This is a genomic window from Gordonia namibiensis NBRC 108229 (assembly GCF_000298235.1).
In the GTDB taxonomy this organism is placed as follows: domain Bacteria; phylum Actinomycetota; class Actinomycetes; order Mycobacteriales; family Mycobacteriaceae; genus Gordonia; species Gordonia namibiensis.
This window is the reverse complement of the sequence record NZ_BAHE01000015.1, coordinates 57,354-74,181: the sequence shown is the minus strand read 5'-3', so window position 1 is coordinate 74,181 and position 16,828 is coordinate 57,354. Positions and strand designations below refer to the sequence as shown.

The 16,828-nt window shown below is 67.4% G+C and carries 16 protein-coding genes; 10 read left to right on the top strand and 6 right to left on the bottom strand.

Annotation, left to right across the window (positions count from 1 at the left end; translation table 11 throughout):
• Nucleotides 1-4 precede the first annotated feature (4 nt).
• Both GONAM_RS09655 and GONAM_RS09650 read right to left on the bottom strand, forming a co-directional pair.
• Nucleotides 5-1,030: an aspartate-semialdehyde dehydrogenase gene (locus tag GONAM_RS09655; RefSeq protein WP_006866567.1), complete on the bottom strand. Its 1,026-nt coding sequence runs from the start codon at nucleotides 1,028-1,030 to the stop codon at nucleotides 5-7.
• Nucleotides 1,031-1,032: 2 nt separating this feature from the next.
• Nucleotides 1,033-2,298, bottom strand: coding sequence for an aspartate kinase (locus GONAM_RS09650; protein WP_006866566.1), 1,266 nt, complete (start codon nucleotides 2,296-2,298; stop codon nucleotides 1,033-1,035).
• 168 nt (nucleotides 2,299-2,466) lie between these two features.
• Here GONAM_RS09650 and GONAM_RS09645 point away from each other — a divergent pair, with 168 nt between their 5' ends.
• Nucleotides 2,467-3,795, top strand: a complete 1,329-nt coding sequence (locus GONAM_RS09645) for a putative hexosyltransferase (protein WP_006866565.1) — start codon at nucleotides 2,467-2,469, stop codon at nucleotides 3,793-3,795.
• A 40-nt stretch (nucleotides 3,796-3,835) separates the two neighbouring features.
• Here GONAM_RS09645 and GONAM_RS09640 read toward each other — a convergent pair whose 3' ends face one another.
• Nucleotides 3,836-4,513 carry a TetR/AcrR family transcriptional regulator gene (locus GONAM_RS09640; protein ID WP_006866564.1) on the bottom strand — a complete coding sequence of 226 codons (678 nt, stop codon included), beginning with the start codon at nucleotides 4,511-4,513 and terminating at the stop codon, nucleotides 3,836-3,838.
• A gap of 121 nt (nucleotides 4,514-4,634) precedes the next feature.
• Here GONAM_RS09640 and GONAM_RS09635 point away from each other — a divergent pair, with 121 nt between their 5' ends.
• Both GONAM_RS09635 and GONAM_RS09630 read left to right on the top strand, forming a co-directional pair.
• Nucleotides 4,635-6,227 carry an MFS transporter gene (locus GONAM_RS09635; protein ID WP_040535919.1) on the top strand — a complete coding sequence of 531 codons (1,593 nt, stop codon included), beginning with the start codon at nucleotides 4,635-4,637 and terminating at the stop codon, nucleotides 6,225-6,227.
• Nucleotides 6,215-6,793, top strand: a complete 579-nt coding sequence (locus GONAM_RS09630; protein WP_006866562.1) for a nitroreductase family protein — start codon at nucleotides 6,215-6,217, stop codon at nucleotides 6,791-6,793. Before GONAM_RS09635 ends, GONAM_RS09630 begins: the two co-directional genes overlap by 13 nt.
• 79 nt (nucleotides 6,794-6,872) lie before the next feature.
• On the opposite strand, the gene GONAM_RS09625 is transcribed toward GONAM_RS09630, so the two are convergent.
• Together GONAM_RS09625 and GONAM_RS09620 are read right to left on the bottom strand one after the other, a co-directional pair.
• Nucleotides 6,873-8,303 carry an MFS transporter gene (locus tag GONAM_RS09625; protein ID WP_006866561.1) on the bottom strand — a complete coding sequence of 477 codons (1,431 nt, stop codon included), beginning with the start codon at nucleotides 8,301-8,303 and terminating at the stop codon, nucleotides 6,873-6,875.
• Between the two features lie 190 nt (nucleotides 8,304-8,493).
• The gene (locus GONAM_RS09620; RefSeq protein WP_006866560.1) at nucleotides 8,494-8,901 is read right to left on the bottom strand and encodes a RidA family protein; all 408 of its coding nucleotides are present in this window, start codon (nucleotides 8,899-8,901) and stop codon (nucleotides 8,494-8,496) included.
• Nucleotides 8,902-8,974: 73 nt separating this feature from the next.
• Here GONAM_RS09620 and GONAM_RS09615 point away from each other — a divergent pair, with 73 nt between their 5' ends.
• From GONAM_RS09615 to GONAM_RS09585, 7 genes are all read left to right on the top strand, one after another.
• Nucleotides 8,975-9,388 (top strand): winged helix-turn-helix transcriptional regulator, encoded by a 414-nt coding sequence (locus GONAM_RS09615; RefSeq protein ID WP_006866559.1) that lies wholly within the window; start codon nucleotides 8,975-8,977, stop codon nucleotides 9,386-9,388.
• A gap of 207 nt (nucleotides 9,389-9,595) precedes the next feature.
• A complete protein-coding gene (gene leuA / locus GONAM_RS09610) occupies nucleotides 9,596-11,446 on the top strand; it encodes a 2-isopropylmalate synthase (protein ID WP_006866558.1) in 1,851 nt (616 codons plus the stop codon).
• Between the two features lie 173 nt (nucleotides 11,447-11,619).
• Nucleotides 11,620-12,231: a TetR/AcrR family transcriptional regulator gene (locus GONAM_RS09605; RefSeq protein ID WP_006866557.1), complete on the top strand. Its 612-nt coding sequence runs from the start codon at nucleotides 11,620-11,622 to the stop codon at nucleotides 12,229-12,231.
• A 67-nt stretch (nucleotides 12,232-12,298) separates the two neighbouring features.
• Nucleotides 12,299-13,318, top strand: a complete 1,020-nt coding sequence (locus GONAM_RS09600) for an LLM class flavin-dependent oxidoreductase (protein WP_006866556.1) — start codon at nucleotides 12,299-12,301, stop codon at nucleotides 13,316-13,318.
• Nucleotides 13,319-13,407: 89 nt separating this feature from the next.
• Nucleotides 13,408-13,728 carry a putative quinol monooxygenase gene (locus GONAM_RS09595; RefSeq protein WP_006866555.1) on the top strand — a complete coding sequence of 107 codons (321 nt, stop codon included), beginning with the start codon at nucleotides 13,408-13,410 and terminating at the stop codon, nucleotides 13,726-13,728.
• A gap of 211 nt (nucleotides 13,729-13,939) precedes the next feature.
• Nucleotides 13,940-14,608: a TetR/AcrR family transcriptional regulator gene (locus GONAM_RS09590; protein WP_006866554.1), complete on the top strand. Its 669-nt coding sequence runs from the start codon at nucleotides 13,940-13,942 to the stop codon at nucleotides 14,606-14,608.
• Nucleotides 14,609-14,644: 36 nt separating this feature from the next.
• Complete coding sequence (locus GONAM_RS09585; RefSeq protein ID WP_006866553.1) at nucleotides 14,645-15,796, top strand: acyl-CoA dehydrogenase family protein; 1,152 nt, start codon at nucleotides 14,645-14,647, stop codon at nucleotides 15,794-15,796.
• Between the two features lie 64 nt (nucleotides 15,797-15,860).
• Here the strand turns inward: GONAM_RS09585 and GONAM_RS09580 are convergent, their stop codons facing one another.
• Nucleotides 15,861-16,745: a LysR family transcriptional regulator gene (locus GONAM_RS09580; RefSeq protein WP_006866552.1), complete on the bottom strand. Its 885-nt coding sequence runs from the start codon at nucleotides 16,743-16,745 to the stop codon at nucleotides 15,861-15,863.
• Nucleotides 16,746-16,828 lie beyond the last annotated feature (83 nt).

The window sequence follows — 16,828 nt, the reverse complement described above, 5'->3', positions numbered from 1 at the left end:
AGGCTTAGACCAGCAGCTCCGCGATCTGAATCGTGTTGAGCGCAGCGCCCTTTCGGAGGTTGTCACCCGAGACGAACAGCGCGAGGCCGCGACCGTCCGGGACACCCGGGTCCTGACGGATACGACCCACGAGTGAGTTGTCCTTGCCGGCGGCGGCGAGCGGCGTCGGCACATCGACGAGCTCGACTCCGGCTGCGGCACCGAGGATCTCCTGGGCACGAGCCACCGACAGCGGCTCGGCGAACTCCGCGTTGATCGACAGCGAGTGGCCGGTGAACACGGGCACGCGCACGCAGGTTCCGCTGACGAGCAGCTCGGGGAGACCGAGGATCTTGCGCGACTCGTTGCGCAGCTTCTGATCTTCGTCGGTCTCGCCGGTGCCGTCGTCGACGAGCGAACCGGCAAGTGCCACAACGTTGAACGCGATGGGCGCGACGTACTTGTTGGGGGCCGGGAAGTCGACGGCCGAGCCGTCGTGGACGAGCTTCTCGGCGTCGTCGGCGACGGCGCGCACCTGACCGGCGAGTTCCTCCACACCGGCCAGACCGCTGCCGGAGACCGCCTGGTAGCTCGAGATGATCAGGCGCTGCAGTCCGGCTGCGTCGTGTAGCGGTTTGAGCACCGGCATGGCGGCCATGGTGGTGCAGTTGGGGTTGGCGATGATGCCCTTGGGCGGGTTCTTCGCCAGCTCACCGTTGACCTCCGAGACCACCAGCGGCACATCGGGATCCTTGCGCCACGCCGACGAGTTGTCGATGACGGTGACACCGGCGGCGGCGAACCGCGGAGCCTGCTCACGGGACATCGTGGCACCGGCGGAGAAGAGGGCGATGTCGAGACCGGCGGGATCGGCGGTGGCCGCATCCTCCACCACGATCTCCCCGTCACCCCAGGGAAGCTTCTTGCCCGCCGATCGCGGCGACGCGAAGAACCGCACCTCGTCGGCCGGGAAGTTGCGCTCTGCCAGGAGGGTTCGCATGACGGCGCCGACCTGACCGGTCGCGCCGACGACTCCGAGACGTACACCCATGGTTATCGACCCGTTCCTGCGTAGACGACGGCTTCCTCTTCGCCACCGAGATCGAAGGCGGCGTGCAGTGCGCGTACGGCGTCGTCGAGTTCGGTGTCGCGGCACAGCACCGAGATGCGGATCTCCGAGGTGGAGATCAACTCGATGTTCACGCCGGCCTCGCTGAGGGCCTCACAGAAGGTGGCGGTGACGCCCGGGTGCGACTTCATGCCGGCACCGACGAGGGAGACCTTGCCGATGTGATCGTCGTACAGGAGTTCGGTGAAGCCGATCTCCTCCTGCAGCTTGGTGAGCTTCTCGACGCCCAGCGGGCCGAGCTCGCGCGGCAGGGTGAAGGTGATGTCGGTCTTGCCGGTGTCGACCTTCGAGATGTTCTGCAGCACCATGTCGATGTTGATCTCGGCGTCGGCGACGGCGCGGAACACCTTGGCGGCGTAGCCCGGCTTGTCGTCGAGACCCACGACGGTGATCTTGGCTTCGCTGCGATCGTGTGCGACGCCGGTGAGAATGGCTTCTTCCACGGGAATGTCCTCCATCGATCCGGTCACCACGGTGCCGGGTTTGGTCGAGTACGACGAGCGCACGTGAACGGGAACGTTGTACCGGCGGGCGTATTCCACGCACCGCAGCATCAGGACCTTCGCGCCACAGGCCGCGAGTTCGAGCATCTCCTCGAAGGAAACGGTGTCGAGCTTCTTGGCGTCGGAGACGATGCGCGGATCGGCGGAGTACACGCCGTCGACGTCGGTGTAGATCTCGCAGACGTCGGCCTCGAGGGCCGCCGCCAGCGCGACGGCGGTGGTGTCGGAGCCACCGCGTCCGAGGGTGGTGATGTCTTTGGTGTCCTGCGAGACACCCTGGAATCCGGCGACCAGCACGATCTTGCCGTCGTCGAGTGCGCTGCGGACGCGGCCCGGCGTGACGTCGATGATCTTGGCCTTGCCATGAGAGCTCGTCGTGATGACGCCGGCCTGGGATCCGGTGAACGACTGAGCATGTGCACCAAGCGAACTGATGGCCATCGCCACCAGTGCGTTGGAGATGCGCTCGCCCGAGGTCAGGAGCATGTCCATCTCGCGCGCCGGAGGCGCCGGGTTGACCTGCTGGGCGAGGTCGAGCAGTTCGTCGGTTGTGTCGCCCATCGCCGAGACGACGACGACAACGTCGTTGCCCTGCTTCTTCGTCTCGACGATGCGCTCGGCAACGCGACGGATGCGTTCGGCCGTTGCGACCGAGGATCCGCCGTACTTCTGCACCACGAGGGCCACGTCGAGTTACCTCCCGCCGGCTCGTGCGCCGGTTCGATAGACGTCAGCTTGCTTCGGACAACCTTACCGGGCAGGAGGGTGCAGACCTGACCTGGTCACCGGCATTCTGTGATCCGACGCACACGGCACGTCGCCTGTGGTCGCCGGCGACGACCTAGGATTCCACGGGTGGCCACCCCAACCGACGTCGACGATCCGGGCCGTCCCGATCCTGATCCGGGTACCGGCGGGGTCGACGACGGTAGGCCGATCTCCTCGGGCGGTTCGACACCGGCTCGACGCTCCGCCGACCCGCGGCCCCCGTTCGCCGACTGGGTCCGCCGGCACCGCTGGTGCATCGACGCCCTGGTCGTCTACCTGGTCATCCGCGCGATCGGCATCCTCACGCTCGCACGGTTCGCGGACCTGCGCGACACAACCCTCGGCAAGGCCCTCACCGTGTGGGACGGGCAGTGGATGCTGGCGATCGCCACCCATGGATACGACGGAGTGCCCGCGAGCCTGACCGACGCGCGCGGAATCCACACCTCCGACACCGCATTCGCCTTCTTCCCGGGCTACCCCTACCTGGTCGGCTTACTGGCGAAACTGCCCGGCGTGACGCCGTTCGGGGCGGCGCTCACCCTCAACCTCGTTCTCGGATGTATCGCCGCGGTCGGCGCAGCGCGCCTCGGCATGGCCTGCGCGCGGCTGATGTCCTCGCACTCCCCCATCGGCCCCGCCCCCGAACGCGCCACCGGGCTGTTCCTGGTGGTGCTGTTCGCGGCGACCCCGATGTCGATCGTGCTCAACATGGCCTACACCGAGGCGATGTTCTGCGCCCTCGCGACGTGGGCACTCATCGGAATACTGGAGAAACGCTGGCTGCTGGCCGGGGTGATGGCCGGCCTCTGCGGCTTCTGTCGGCCGACCGCCGCCGTCATCATCGGCGTGGTGGTCCTCGCCTCGATCGTGTTCCTGTGGACCGGCCGCCACTCCTCGGCGGTCACCGGCACGGACCGTGCACGTGCCGCCGCGGCGATCGTGCTCAGCCCCTTGGGCTACCTCACATATCTGGGCGTCGTGTGGGCCCACACCGGTTCGCCGACGGGATGGTTCCGCATCCAGACCGAGGGCTGGGATACCGAGTTCGACTGGGGCGTCGCCGCATTCAACTTCGTCAACGAACAGCTGGTGAACTCCGCAGAGGTCGCCCCGACCGCGACGTCGTGGATCGTCCTGAGCACCCTCGTGATGCTCGCCGTGGCGGTGTGGGCGCGGCTGCCGTGGCCGGTGTTGTTGTTCGGTTCACTGCTCGTCGCCCAGATCGTGCTGTCGAGCGGGCTGATGATGAGCAGGCCGCGACTCCTGTTGCCCGCCTTCGTTCTTCTCATCCCCCTCGCGATGGCCCTCGCCCGGGCGCGGCCGGTGGTCGCCGGCCTCGTCATCGTGCCGATCGTCGTCGGCAGTTCGTGGTTCGGTGCGCACATGCTGACAGTGTTCCCGCACGCCATGTGACCACCACCGCTGTGACCCGACGCGCCGCCGACCCGACGCCTCAGCGCGCCGCGGCCCCGAAACCCGCGCAGAGATAACCGATTCCGGCATCGAGCCGGGCCCGCGGATCCAGCAGGTGCGCGGCGTCGGGGCGCCCGGCGAGACGGGCGAGGTGTTCGGGTACCGCGGCATCCGAGCGGCCGGCGATCACGTCGGACAGCCGGACCGACGACGACACCTCGGACTCGCCCCGGACCTGATCGTCGATCAGCTGGTCGCCGACCGCCATCAGTGCGACGCCGTGGACGAAACTCCACACGGTCAGTGCCATGTCGGTTGCGCGTTCGATGCCGACCCCGAGTTCGAGGAAACCCGCGGACAGCCAGTCGAGGCATTCCAGCGACGCCTCGCCGTAACTGAGGCGGGGTGACGAATAGGCCAGCACCACCCACGGGTGCCGCTGGTACAGCTCCCAGTCGACGTCGACGGCGATCCGGACCCGCTCCTGCCATGACGGCGCGTCGTCGTAGGGATAGGGATAGCGCTGCGTGACCTCTTCGGACATCGCCAGCAGCAACGCCTCCTTGTCGGCGACGTGACGGTACAACGACATCGCCCCGACCCCGAGCTCGTCGGCCACCCGCCGCATCGAGAGGCCGGTGAGTCCCCGGGCGTCGGCGATCCGGATCGCGGCGTCGACGATGACCGCCGGCGACAACTTGGTCGTGCCAGATGTCACCTGCTCGTCCTTCCTGCTCACGACCGGGAATAAAAGGATTGCGTACAGCGTACTCACCTGGCGTACGCTTTCCCGCGTACACCGTACGCAACCCACCGTAGAAACCATCGAGGAGCACATCGTGTCCACCCGTCTCGGCGCGTCTGATCGGCAGCTTCCGAGAACTGCCGACCGACGAACCTGGCTGGGACTCGCGGTGCTCACGCTGCCCGTGTTCCTGGTGTCGATGGACGTCTCCGTCCTCTACCTCGCGATCCCCTCCATCACCGACGCCCTCGCACCGTCGGCGGCCCAGCAGCTGTGGATCCTCGACATCTACGGCTTCCTGATCGCCGGCCTGCTGATCACGATGGGCAACCTCGGCGATCGCGTCGGACGACGCCGCATCCTGCTCGCCGGGGCGGCGGTGTTCGGCGGGGCGTCGATCCTCGCCGCCTTCGCGCCGTCCGCCGGGATCCTGATCGCCGCACGCGCTTTGATGGGTGTCGGCGGGGCGACGCTGATGCCGTCGAGCCTGTCGCTGATCGCCAACATGTTCTCCGATGACCGAGAGCGCGGTCGGGCGATCGGCGTGTGGACGGCTGCCTTCGCCGGCGGCGCCGCGGTCGGCCCGGTCATCGGCGGCATCCTGCTGCACCACTTCTGGTGGGGCTCGGCTTTTCTCATCAACGTGCCGGTGCTGGCCGCCCTCCTCATCCTCGGTCCCCGGCTCATCCCCGAGTACAAGGCTCCCTCGACCGCACGGTTCGACGTGCTCGGCGTCGTGCTGTCGATGGCCGGCATCCTGCCCGTGGTCTATGCGATCAAGACCCTCGCGAGCGACGGCGCCGACGCGGGCGTCGTTGTCATCGGACTCGCCGGCCTGGCGCTTCTCGCCGGCTTCGTGGTGCAGCAACGTCAGTCCGCGGCACCGCTCCTCGACCTCAAGCTGTTCCGGAACGCCCACTACGTCGGCGCGATCTCCGTGGCCCTCGTCGGCATGATGGCGCTGGGCGGGATGTCGTACCTGACCGGCGTCTACCTGCAGTCGGTGATGGGGCATGACGTCCTCGCCGCGGCGGTGGCCGGCCTCCCGATGGCCATCGCGGTGGCGGTGTTCTCGATCGGCGCCTCCCGGATCGCGGCGATGGTCGGCATCCGCGCGGCGTTCCTCGGCTCGATCGTGCTGGCGGCAGCGGGCAACTTCGGTCTGCTCGCACTGACCACGTCGTCGCCGATCTGGGTCTACCTCGTCTTCACGTTCATCGCCGGTATCGGTTACGGCATCCAGTTCAGCCTGGTGTCGGTTGTCGTGGTGGGCGCGGTCCCGCCGGAGCGGTCGGGCTCGGCGTCGGGCATCTCGGAGACGAGCTTCGAGCTCGGCAACGCGCTCGGGCTCGCCCTGTTCGGTTCCCTTGCCACGCTGGTGTTCCGCGGACATCGCGACGGCTGGTCCTTCGGCGACACACTTGGTGAGACGCTGCATCGCGCCCTCGAGATGGGTACGCAGGGAGACGGCCTCGCGGCCGCGGCCCGCCAGTCCTACGTCGATGGCATGCACGCGGCGTCGCTGGCGATCGGGATCTCGATGACCCTTCTCGGCATCTGGGTGTTCTTCGCGATGCGCAAGCCGCTGAAGCCCTGGACCGCAGATGCCCAGACCGCGGGGGCCCGGGCCGGCAACGACGAACCCGAGGCACCCGCGCCGCTACCCTCGACCGAGTGCATGAACTGATCGAAGGACGGTGGAGCGCGCGGGGTTACGATCCCGCCGCCGCCATCTCCGCCGCGGACCTCACGACCATCGTCGACGCCGGACGGTGGGCACCCACCTGGGGACGCATGCAGCCCGTCCGGTTTCTCGTCGGCCGACGCGGTGACGCGACCTTCGAGGCCCTCACCGGCGTCCTGACCAGGGGAAACGCGGGCTGGGCGCCAAGGGCGGCCGCGCTGGTCCTGGTGTGCACCACCGATCGGGCCGACGATCCGAAGGAACACACCTACGCGGCGGTCGACGTGGGTCTCGCTGTCTCGCAGATGATCCTGCAGGCCGAGGCGCTCGGCTTCAACGGACATCCGATGGCCGGCTTCGACGCCGCCGCCGCTACCGCGGCCTTCGACATCCCCGCCGACAAGCGACCTCTCGTCCTGCTGGGGATCGGCGCGCTCGCCGAGGACACCGCGTCGTTGCCCGAGGACATCCGCGAGCGTGACGAACGCCCGCGGACCCGCCTTCCGCTCGACGAGGTCGCGTTCGCCGAAGAGTGGGGACGACCCGCGTTCACCACACCCGAGACGTGAGACGTCCCCGCCGCGATCGGTGATCGCGACGGGGACGTCGTGGTGCTGCGGCCGTGTATCCAATTCGGCCTCGAGGACGTCAGCCGACGAGCTCGGGCTCCTGTTCGATCCGCTCGATCTCGGCACGCATGGCCTTGTCCTTGGTCTCCACGATCAGGATCGTGCAGACCACGCTGATCGCGGACAGGCCCGCCAGCAGGACACCCACCCAGATCGCACCGGGTCCGGCGATCAGCGGGGCGGCGATCAGCGGCGGGATGGCGCCGCCGAAGATCCCGGCGAGGTTGTAGCCCATGCCGGCACCGGTGTAGCGGTAGCGCGCCTCGAACAGTTCCGGGAGCAGTGCACCCGCCGGGCCATAGGCGATGCCGAAGATCAGCAGGGTGCCGATCAGTCCGACGACGAAGGCGAAGCCGCCGCCGATCTCGAGGATCGGGAACAGGACCAGCGCCCACGGGATGGCGATGATGCACGAGGTCAGGATGACCCGGCGTCGACCAACCCGGTCGGACCACATCGCCGACGCGGCGGTCGACAGACCGAAGACGATCGCGGCGACCATGCCCGCGCTGAGGACGAAGGTGCGGGAAAGTTCGAGGCTCTTGGTGCCGTAGTTCGTCAGGAACGCGGTGCCCATGTAGAAGAGCGAGAACAGGCTCGCCAGCGCACCGCCGGCGATGAGGATCTCCTTCCACTGGTAGCGGAAGGCGTCCATGAAGGGCAGTGCGGGACCATCTGACTTCTCGGCCTCGAGCGCCTTGCGACGCTGGGCTTCCTGGAAGACCGGGGTCTCCGCGACGGCGAGCCGCACCCAGAGGCCGACGGCGACGAGCGCGAACGACAGGATGAAGGGAATGCGCCAGCCGTAGTCGAGGAAGGCCGAGCTGGTCTCGCCGAGGGTCAGCGAGGCGATGAGGAAGGTAAGACTCGACAGGAAGAATGCGAACGCCGGTCCGAGCTGCGGGAACATGGCGTACAGACCCCGTTTGCCGGGGGGTGCGTATTCGGCCGTGAGCAGCGTCGCGCCGGCCCACTCACCGCCCACGGCGAAGCCCTGCAGGAATCGCAGTACGACAAGGGCTATGGGCGCCGCGATCCCGATCCCCGATTCGGCGATACCGAAGACTCCGGTTTCGTATCCGGGGAGGAGACCGATCGCCACGGTCGCGATGCCCATGATCAGCAAGGTCCACACCAGGGTGCGCTTGCGGCCGATCCGGTCACCGAAGTGGCCGAAGAGCATCGCGCCGACCGGCCGTGCGAAGAACGCCACGGCGAAGGTCGCGAAGGATGCGATCGTGCCGGTCACCTCGTCGGCTGCCGGGAAGAACACCGTCGGGAAGACCAGCGCGGCCGCGGTTCCGTAGATGAAGAAGTCGTAGAACTCGATGGTCGTGCCGATCGAGCTGGCGGCCGCGACGCGTCGAAGGCTGGTGGGCTTCGCGTCTGGCGGGGTGTGGGGTTCGGGCGGTAAGTCAGCGCGAGGCGGATCGGCGGGGATCGTGGTCACTGGCGTCGTCCTTCTGTGCAGGCGGCCGCGTCGTGGTTGAGCGGCTCTGTCGAAGACCGGGCACGGAGCCCGTACACCCCAACCGGTTCGGAATGAGTTGGATCACTCCCATCACCGGGTGAGACGCATGTCATAGCTTTGCCGTGCCCGCCTGTGCCCGGCACCCCCCGAAGAGGGGGTGCGGTGGGGCTCAGTCCACGACGGCCGTCGCCTCGATCTCGACCAACACCTCCGGCTCGTACAGCGCCTGCACCCCGATCAGCGTGGCCGGCGGCATCGGTGTGGGTAGTCCGACCTCGACGGCCACGGCTTCGATCCCGGCCATGAAGTCCCCGATCTTCGTCGGTTCCCAGTCGGTCACGTAGACCGTCAGACGCACGACGTCGCCGAAATCCGCGCCCGCGCCGCGCAATCCACGGGCGACGTTCCGTAGCGCCTGGGCGACCTGCCCGGCGAGGTCGGTCGGGACCGGCGAGCCGTCACCAGTGTGTGCGACCTGCCCGGCGAGGTACACGTGCCGGGTGCCGGTTCCCACGGCGACGTGGTGATATGGGGCGTCGGGCAGCATGCCTTCGGGGCTGGAGAGCGTGACAGACATAGTTCCTCCTGGTCTGGATAGGTATCGTTTGTATACTTGGTTCCGTTCGGTTACTTCAACGAAACCAGGTCTCATGCCCGATCCCTCTGCACCCACATCACCCTCACCGCGGACCGACCACGAACTGAGGATCGACGCCGCGTCCCGGGAATTGCTGGGGCAGGTCCTCGACAAGTGGTCCCTGAGCGTGCTCAACGAACTGCGCGAGGCGCCGTCGCGGTTCAACGAACTGCGCCGCGCGATCCCGGCGGTGTCACAGAAATCGCTCACCAGCACCTTGCGCCGTCTCGAACGCAACGGCATCATCGAACGCCGCATGCTCAGCACCCGACCGGTCTCGGTCGAATACCGAATCACGCCGTTGGGCAAGACCGTTCGCGAACCGATCGACGGACTTCTGGCGTGGGCGGCGACGCATCTGCCGGCGATCGACGCCGCCCGACAACGGTTCGACGACGAGGTCCTCGGCCCCGGTGAGGACCACTGATCAGGCCCCGCCTACCGTCTGGCGACTCCGCAGGAATACGCTGTCACCTGCACCTTTGGTCTCGATAGCACCGAGGAGTACAGTCGAGCGCATGCAGCGTGCACTCCTTCTCGGTTGCCGCGGCGGGGTCTGACACGACCGGCCCTCCGTCGCGGGGCCCAATCACGCGCCGGTCACTTTCCTTCCAGACACGGAGAATGACCACTCATGGCACCAGCAGACACCTTCACTTCCGGCGCCAGCCGAATCGTCGAGCCGAACGGCCCGATTCCCGCCGGCCAGCCCGTTTGGAATCCGCAGCGCAACTCCGCGATGCCGGTTCACCGCTACCGTCAGTTCGCCGACGAGGTCGAGAAGATCTCGCTGCCCGACCGCACCTGGCCCGACAAGGTCATCACCAAGGCCCCGCTGTGGTGCGCCGTCGACCTGCGTGACGGCAACCAGGCACTGATCGACCCGATGAGCCCGGCGCGCAAGCGTCGTATGTTCGACCTGCTGGTCCGCATGGGCTACAAGGAGATCGAGGTCGGCTTCCCCTCCGCGAGCCAGACCGACTACGACTTCGTCCGCGAGATCATCGAGGACAACGCGATCCCCGACGACGTCACCATCCAGGTGCTGACGCAGTGCCGCGAGGAACTGATCGAGCGCACCTTCGAGGCCTGCCGCGGTGCCGCGAACGTCATCGTGCACTTCTACAACTCCACCTCGGTGCTGCAGCGCCGCGTGGTCTTCCGTGCCGACAAGCCGGCCATCATCAAGATCGCCACCGACGCCGCCCACAAGGTGCTCGAGGTGGAGAAGAACTACCCCGACACCAACTGGCGCTACGAGTACTCGCCGGAGTCCTACACGGGCACCGAGCTGAGCTTCGCCAAGGAGGTCGTCGACGCGGTCACCGAGATCATCGCTCCCACTCCGGAGAAGCCGATGATCGTCAACCTGCCCGCGACCGTCGAGATGGCCACGCCGAACGTCTACGCCGACTCGATCGAGTGGATGCACCGCAACCTGGCCCGTCGCGATTCGATCATCCTGAGCCTGCACCCCCACAACGACCGCGGAACCGGCGTTGCCGCAGCCGAACTGGGCTACCAGGCCGGCGCCGACCGCATCGAGGGCTGCCTGTTCGGCAACGGTGAGCGCACCGGCAACGTCTGCCTGGTGACCCTGGGCATGAACATGTTCAGCCGCGGCGTCGACCCGCAGATCAGCTTCTCCGACATCGACGAGATCCGTCGCACCGTCGAGTACTGCAACCAGCTGAACGTCCCCGAGCGCCACCCGTACGGCGGCGACCTGGTCTTCACCGCCTTCTCTGGCAGCCACCAGGACGCCATCAACAAGGGCCTGGACCAGATGAAGTACGACGCCGACGACGCCGACTCCGATGTCGACGACATCGTCTGGGCCGTACCGTATCTGCCGATCGACCCGAAGGACGTCGGCCGCAGCTACGAGGCCGTCATCCGCGTGAACAGCCAGTCCGGCAAGGGCGGCGTCGCGTACATCATGAAGGCCGACCACGGCCTGGTGCTGCCGCGTCGCCTGCAGATCGAGTTCAGCCGCGAGATCCAGAAGATCACCGACGGCGAGGGCGGCGAGGTCAATCCCAAGGAGATGTACGACGTCTTCGCGGAGAACTACCTGCAGCCGATCTGGCCGCTGGAGCGCATGCGCCAGAAGGTCGACGCAGCCGAGGTCGACGGCGGCGAGGACCACATCACCGCAGTGGTGAAGATCGAGGGCAACGAGCGCGAGATCACCGGCTCGGGCAACGGCCCGCTGGCCGCCTTCGTCGACGCCCTGAGCACCGTCGGCTACGAGGTCCGCGTCCTGGACTACAGCGAGCACGCCCTGACCGCCGGTGGCGACGCCAGCGCCGCGGCATACGTCGAGACCGAGGTCAACGGCGAAACCGTGTGGGGTGTCGGCGTGGCGTCGTCGATCACCACCGCGAGCCTGCGTGCCGTGGTGTCCGCGGTCAACCGCGCCTACCGTGTCACCTCGACCCCGCCCGCCGAGGCCGAGGCCGCCCCGCGCACCTGGGCCCCGTAAAAGCCCTCGCGCAACGGACAATCGAATACATCTCCGGCTGATGGGCCGGGACCACGTCGACGGGCGATCCTCGTCCGGGGTCCCGGCCCATTGCGCATCTTCGTGCCAGTCCACCGCGAAACACGGCACAACGCCGCCATACCTCCCGCCGGGTTCTTGGATACCGTTGCCGCATGGGAGCCACGACAACCCGGGAGCTGTATCTGGAGACCGGCCTCGCCGTCCTCGCCGATTCCGGATACAGCGCATTGAAGCTGTCCGAGGTGTGCAACCGGCTCGGGGTGACAAGCGGCTCGTTTTATCACTTCTTCAAGAACTGGTCGGACTACACCACCCAGCTGATTGACCACTGGTTGGACTCGCGCACCCAGGTGGAGGTCGCGGCAGTTCAGTCCGTGTCTGATCCGCTGCGCCGGATGATCGAGCTCATCGAGTTCGCGGTGTCCCTCCCCCACGACGCGGAGGCCGCGATCCGCACCTGGGCGGCGATGGACCCGGACGTCGGCAAGGTGCAGGAGGCCGCCGATCGTTCCCGATACGACGTGGTCTTCGACATCGCCATGGAGCTCCTCGACGACCGGGTCGCCGCCCATCGGTACTCGAGCTGGGCCAACTTCGTCCTCACCGGATACGAACAGACCACACTCCCCGAGGACCGTGAGGCCCTCCGGTGGGCGGCCGAGCAGTTCATCACGTCCCTGGCAGATGCGGCCCGGAACCGGCGTGAGGGCCAGGTCGTGACGACGGACGGACGAACCCAGACGCCGGTGGACGTCCGGGACTGACCCGCCGTACCGGTACTCCTCGCCTTCGGGGTGGGAACAATCCGGACCGTGGTTTCATTTACCGATCATGAAGAAGATCGGTTTCCTGTCGTTCGGTCACTGGTCGGAGTCGCCCGGATCGCAGGTCCGCACGGCCGCCGACACATTGCTGCAGTCGATCGACCTCGCCGTGGCGGCCGAGGAACTGGGCGCCGACGGCGCGTACTTCCGGGTGCATCACTTCGCGCGCCAGCTGGCGTCGCCGTTCCCGCTGCTGTCGGCGATCGGCGCCAAGACCAGCCGCATCGAGATCGGCACCGGTGTCATCGACATGCGCTATGAGAACCCGCTGTACATGGCCGAGGACGCCGGCGCAGCCGACCTCATCGCCGGCGGGCGTCTGCAGCTCGGTATCAGCCGTGGATCCCCCGAGCAGGTCATCGAGGGCTACAAATACTTCGGCTACGTTCCGTCGGAGGGTTCCACCGACGCCGACATGGCCCGTCAGCACACCGAGGTGTTCCTCCGCGTCATCGAGGGCGGCGGCTTCGCCCGCCCCAACCCGCGACCCATGTTCCCGAACCCGCCCGGACTGTTGCCCATCGAGCCGCAGTCGCCCGGTCTCCGCGACCGCATCTGGTGGGGTGCCGGCACCCGCGCGACCGCCGAATGGACTGCGCAGCAGGGCATGAACCTGATGTCGTCGACGCTGCTGACCGAGGACACCGGCGTCCCGTTCCACCAGTTGCAGGCCGAGCAGATCCAGCGCTTCCGCAAGGCCTGGGCCGACGCCGGCCACCCGCACGAACCGCGGGTCTCGGTGAGCCGCAGCATCTTCGCACTCGTCGACGACCGCGACCGGGCCTACTTCGGCCGCGGTGGCGACGAGTCCGATCAGGTCGGCGTCATCGACAACAGCGTGGCCCGGTTCGGCCGCAGTTACGCCGACGAGCCGGACAAGCTCATCGAGCAGCTGCGCGAGGACGAGGCGATCGCCGCGGCCGACACCCTGCTGCTGACCGTGCCCAACCAGCTCGGGGTCGAGTACAACGCGCACGTCATCGAGTCGATCCTCACCCACGTGGCGCCCGCGCTCGGTTGGCGCTGAGTTCGACCATCGTCGATTTCGCCACGCGAACGACCGCACTCCCATAACGTCACGAGCGATCCCGTCCCCATCCCGAGGAGTACCCACCCATGTCCGAAGTGATCGTCGTCGCCACCATCTCGCCGAAGCCCGGCGAGGAGCAGGCTGTCCGCGACGCGGTGCTGGCCGCCATTCCCGAGGTGCACGGCGAGCCCGGTTGCGGCAAGTACGCACTGCACGAGGCCACCGGCGACTCGACCGACCTGGTCATGATCGAGCGCTGGGAGTCCTTCGAGGCGCTGGCCACCCACGGCGGCGCACCGGCGTTGACCGCGCTCGGTAAGAAGATCGGGCCGCTGCTGGCCGGCCCGCTGGACGTGAAGACGTTCTCCCCCGTTCCCGCAGGTGACGCCGACAAGGGCGCGATCTGACCCGCTGATCCGCTGACGCCCTCGCCCCGTTTCCGACGGGGCGGGGGCGTCGTCGTATGCCGGATCTCTCCGAGCCTGTTGATTCGCCGAACAGATGCGTGCTACACCTGTATAACGATCGTTAGATAAAGTGATGGGCGCCATGCTGGGTCCGCACCGGTTCGCGACACCACACGGAGGAAACCCATGCCCGAAGCCACGATCATCGAACGTGTCTGACTCAGCGAAAGCCGCTGCCGGAAAACGGTTCACGGTCGACACCGAGGGGTTGGACTGGCGGCGGCGCGAGCCGGTGCCGCTGCCGACGACACTCGTCGCGGCGAAGCGCGCGTTCTACGAGCGCGGGTTCCACGGAACCTCGATCCGCGACATCGCGTCGCGCGCCGGGGTGTCCCTGCCGACGCTCTACTACCACCACGACAACAAGCTCGGCATCCTCGTGGAGTTGCTCGAAGCGGCGATGACGTCGGTCCTCGCCTGGGTCGGAGCAGCGATCGAGGAAGGGCGCACGCCGAGCGAGAAGCTGTCGAACGCGATCGAGTCCATCGTTCTGCACATGACCAGCGATCTCGAGCTGGCCAGTGTCGCAAGCGAGTTCCGCCATCTCGACCCGGAGGACCCGCGCCGCGAGCCCTACATCGCGATGCGGACCGAGACCGAGAACATGCTCGCCGACGTCATCCAGGCAGGCCTGGACTCGGGCGAGTTCCGATTCGACCAGGACGTCAAAGACGTCCTGCGCTATCTGTTCGGCGCCTGCCAAGCGGTCACCACCTGGTACCGCCCGTCCGGTGCTCGCACACCCGCAGAGGTCGCGGCGTCCTACGCCTCGATCGCCCTGCGGGTCGTGGGTGCGCAGGACACGAACAACAACGACTGACACAACGAGTTACGGTCCACGAAAGGGAGAAAATCCATGAAGCGCAAGATCTTCGAAGACGAGCACGAGGCCCTGCGGGAAACCGCGCGCAACTTCCTGATCCGCGAGTGCGGTCCGTACAACGAGGAGTGGACCAAGGCCGGTCAGGTCGACCGTGAGATCTTCAAGAAGGCCGGCGAGGCGGGCCTCCTGGGCTTCAACATCCCGGAGGAGTACGGCGGCGGCGGCGCCATGGACGACTTCCGCTTCAACGCGGTCGTCGTCGAGGAGTTCGCCAAGTTCGACGGCGCGGCTCCCGGCCTGAGCCTCCAGAACGACGTCGTCGCACCGTACTTCGTCCATCTGGCCAACGACGAGCAGAAGAAGCGTTGGATGCCGGGCATCGCCACCGGTGAGACGATCCTCGCCGTCGCGATGACCGAGCCGGGTGCCGGGTCGGACCTCGCCGGCATCAAGACCTCGGCGAAGCTGGAGGGCGATCACTACGTCCTCAACGGCAACAAGACCTTCATCTCGTCGGGCATCAACTCCGACCTCGTCGTGGTCGTGTGCCGCACCAACCCGGACCCCGCGGCCGGCCACAAGGCGTTCTCGCTGCTGGTCGTCGAGCGTGGCATGGAGGGCTTCGAGCGCGGTCGCAAGCTCGACAAGATGGGTCTCAAGGCGCAGGACACGGCCGAGCTGCACTTCAACAACGTGCGCGTCCCGGTCGAGAACCTGCTCGGCCAGGAGGGCATGGGCTTCTACCACCTCATGCAGAACCTGCCGTCCGAGCGTCTGTCGATCGGCATCGGCGCGATCGCCGGTGCACGCGCGATCTTCGAGGAGACCCTGCAGTACACCAAGGACCGCAAGGCATTCGGTCGCCCCATCGGCACCTTCCAGGCGAACCGCTTCACGCTCGCCGAGATGGCCACCGAGCTCGACATCGCCGAGGTCTACATCGACCGCTGCCTGCAGGGCGTGCTCGACGGTGAACTCGACGCCATCGACGCCTCCAAGAACAAATGGTGGTGCACCGAGCTCGCCAAGCGCGTCATTGACAGTTGCCTGCAGCTGCACGGCGGCTACGGCTACATGAACGAGTACCGTGTGGCCCGCGCCTACACCGATGCCCGCATCCAGACGATCTTCGGTGGCACCACCGAGATCATGAAGGACATCGTCGGCAAGAGCCTGGGCGTCTGATCCCGGAATCGAACCACAAGGCCGGTGGGTCACGCGGAATGCGTGACCCACCGGCCTTTTTCGTTCACTGACCGTGTTCGGCGCCCGCAGCCGTCAGGTGTTCGACGACCTGCTGGACCGCCGATCGGGACCGTGGCCGCGCCAACGCCTCGTACACCCGGGCCGCCCGAACCCCTTTGAGTTCCAGACGTTTCACCTCCGGATGACGGACGGCGAACCGCGGCATCAGTGCGATCCCGTGACCGCCGGCGACGAGCGCCTCGATGGTGGTGAAGTCCAGCATGCGTTGGGTGACCCGGGGCGCGACCCCGGTCACCGCCGAGATCGACTGCAGCACATCGTCGACCGGGAATCCGCCCTCGACGCTGATCCAATCGTGTTCGGCGAGCTCGGACACCGCCACCTCGTCGGCATCGGCGAGCGGACTGTCGACGGGGACGATCACGTCGACCGGTTCGCGCATCAGCTCGGCGACCCACACGCGCGACTTGTTGACCGCGGGTGTCCGCTCGTCCCGGTGGGTCACGACGACGTCGAAATCCGCGAGAGCAGGAGCGGCGTCGGAGCACCCGACGTCGAGATGGAAGGCGTGCACCTCGATCCCGGATTCGGCGGCCCGATCGAGAACGGTCGGCAGCAACAGCGTCGACCCCGACGGGAACATCGCGAGCCGCACGCGCGCCCGGCCCGACCGATACGACGCCATCTCCTCCTGGGCCCGCTCGACCGCGGCGATCACCTCGTCGGCGCGCAGGACCAGCGCGCGGCCCGCCTCGGTCAGCCGGATGCGCCGGCCGTCCGGTTCGAACAGCGGCACGCCGGCCTCGTCGGCGAGCACCTTCAGCTGCTGCGACACCGCCGACGGCGTCATGTGCATCGCGTCGGCGACCGCGCCGATCGACTCACGATCGGCGAACTCACGCAACAATCGCAGCCGACGGACCTCCATGCGCCAAAGGTACCGAGTTGCGAGGAGCGCAGCGACGAGCCCGCCCAGCCCCTTGAGGTGCGAGGGGCGCAGCGACGTGCCCG

What these genes read in the sequence shown, in the direction of transcription:
- GONAM_RS09595 (WP_006866555.1), top strand. Translation starts at nt 13,408, where the DNA reads ATGTCCGAAGTGATCGTCGTCGCCACCATCTCGCCGAAGCCCGGCGAG.
- GONAM_RS09655 (WP_006866567.1), bottom strand. Translation starts at nt 1,030, where the DNA reads ATGGGTGTACGTCTCGGAGTCGTCGGCGCGACCGGTCAGGTCGGCGCC.
- leuA (WP_006866558.1), top strand. Translation starts at nt 9,596, where the DNA reads ATGGCACCAGCAGACACCTTCACTTCCGGCGCCAGCCGAATCGTCGAG.
- GONAM_RS09600 (WP_006866556.1), top strand. Translation starts at nt 12,299, where the DNA reads ATGAAGAAGATCGGTTTCCTGTCGTTCGGTCACTGGTCGGAGTCGCCC.
- GONAM_RS09580 (WP_006866552.1), bottom strand. Translation starts at nt 16,745, where the DNA reads ATGGAGGTCCGTCGGCTGCGATTGTTGCGTGAGTTCGCCGATCGTGAG.
- GONAM_RS09585 (WP_006866553.1), top strand. Translation starts at nt 14,645, where the DNA reads ATGAAGCGCAAGATCTTCGAAGACGAGCACGAGGCCCTGCGGGAAACC.
- GONAM_RS09615 (WP_006866559.1), top strand. Translation starts at nt 8,975, where the DNA reads ATGCCCGATCCCTCTGCACCCACATCACCCTCACCGCGGACCGACCAC.
- GONAM_RS09620 (WP_006866560.1), bottom strand. Translation starts at nt 8,901, where the DNA reads ATGTCTGTCACGCTCTCCAGCCCCGAAGGCATGCTGCCCGACGCCCCA.
- GONAM_RS09605 (WP_006866557.1), top strand. Translation starts at nt 11,620, where the DNA reads ATGGGAGCCACGACAACCCGGGAGCTGTATCTGGAGACCGGCCTCGCC.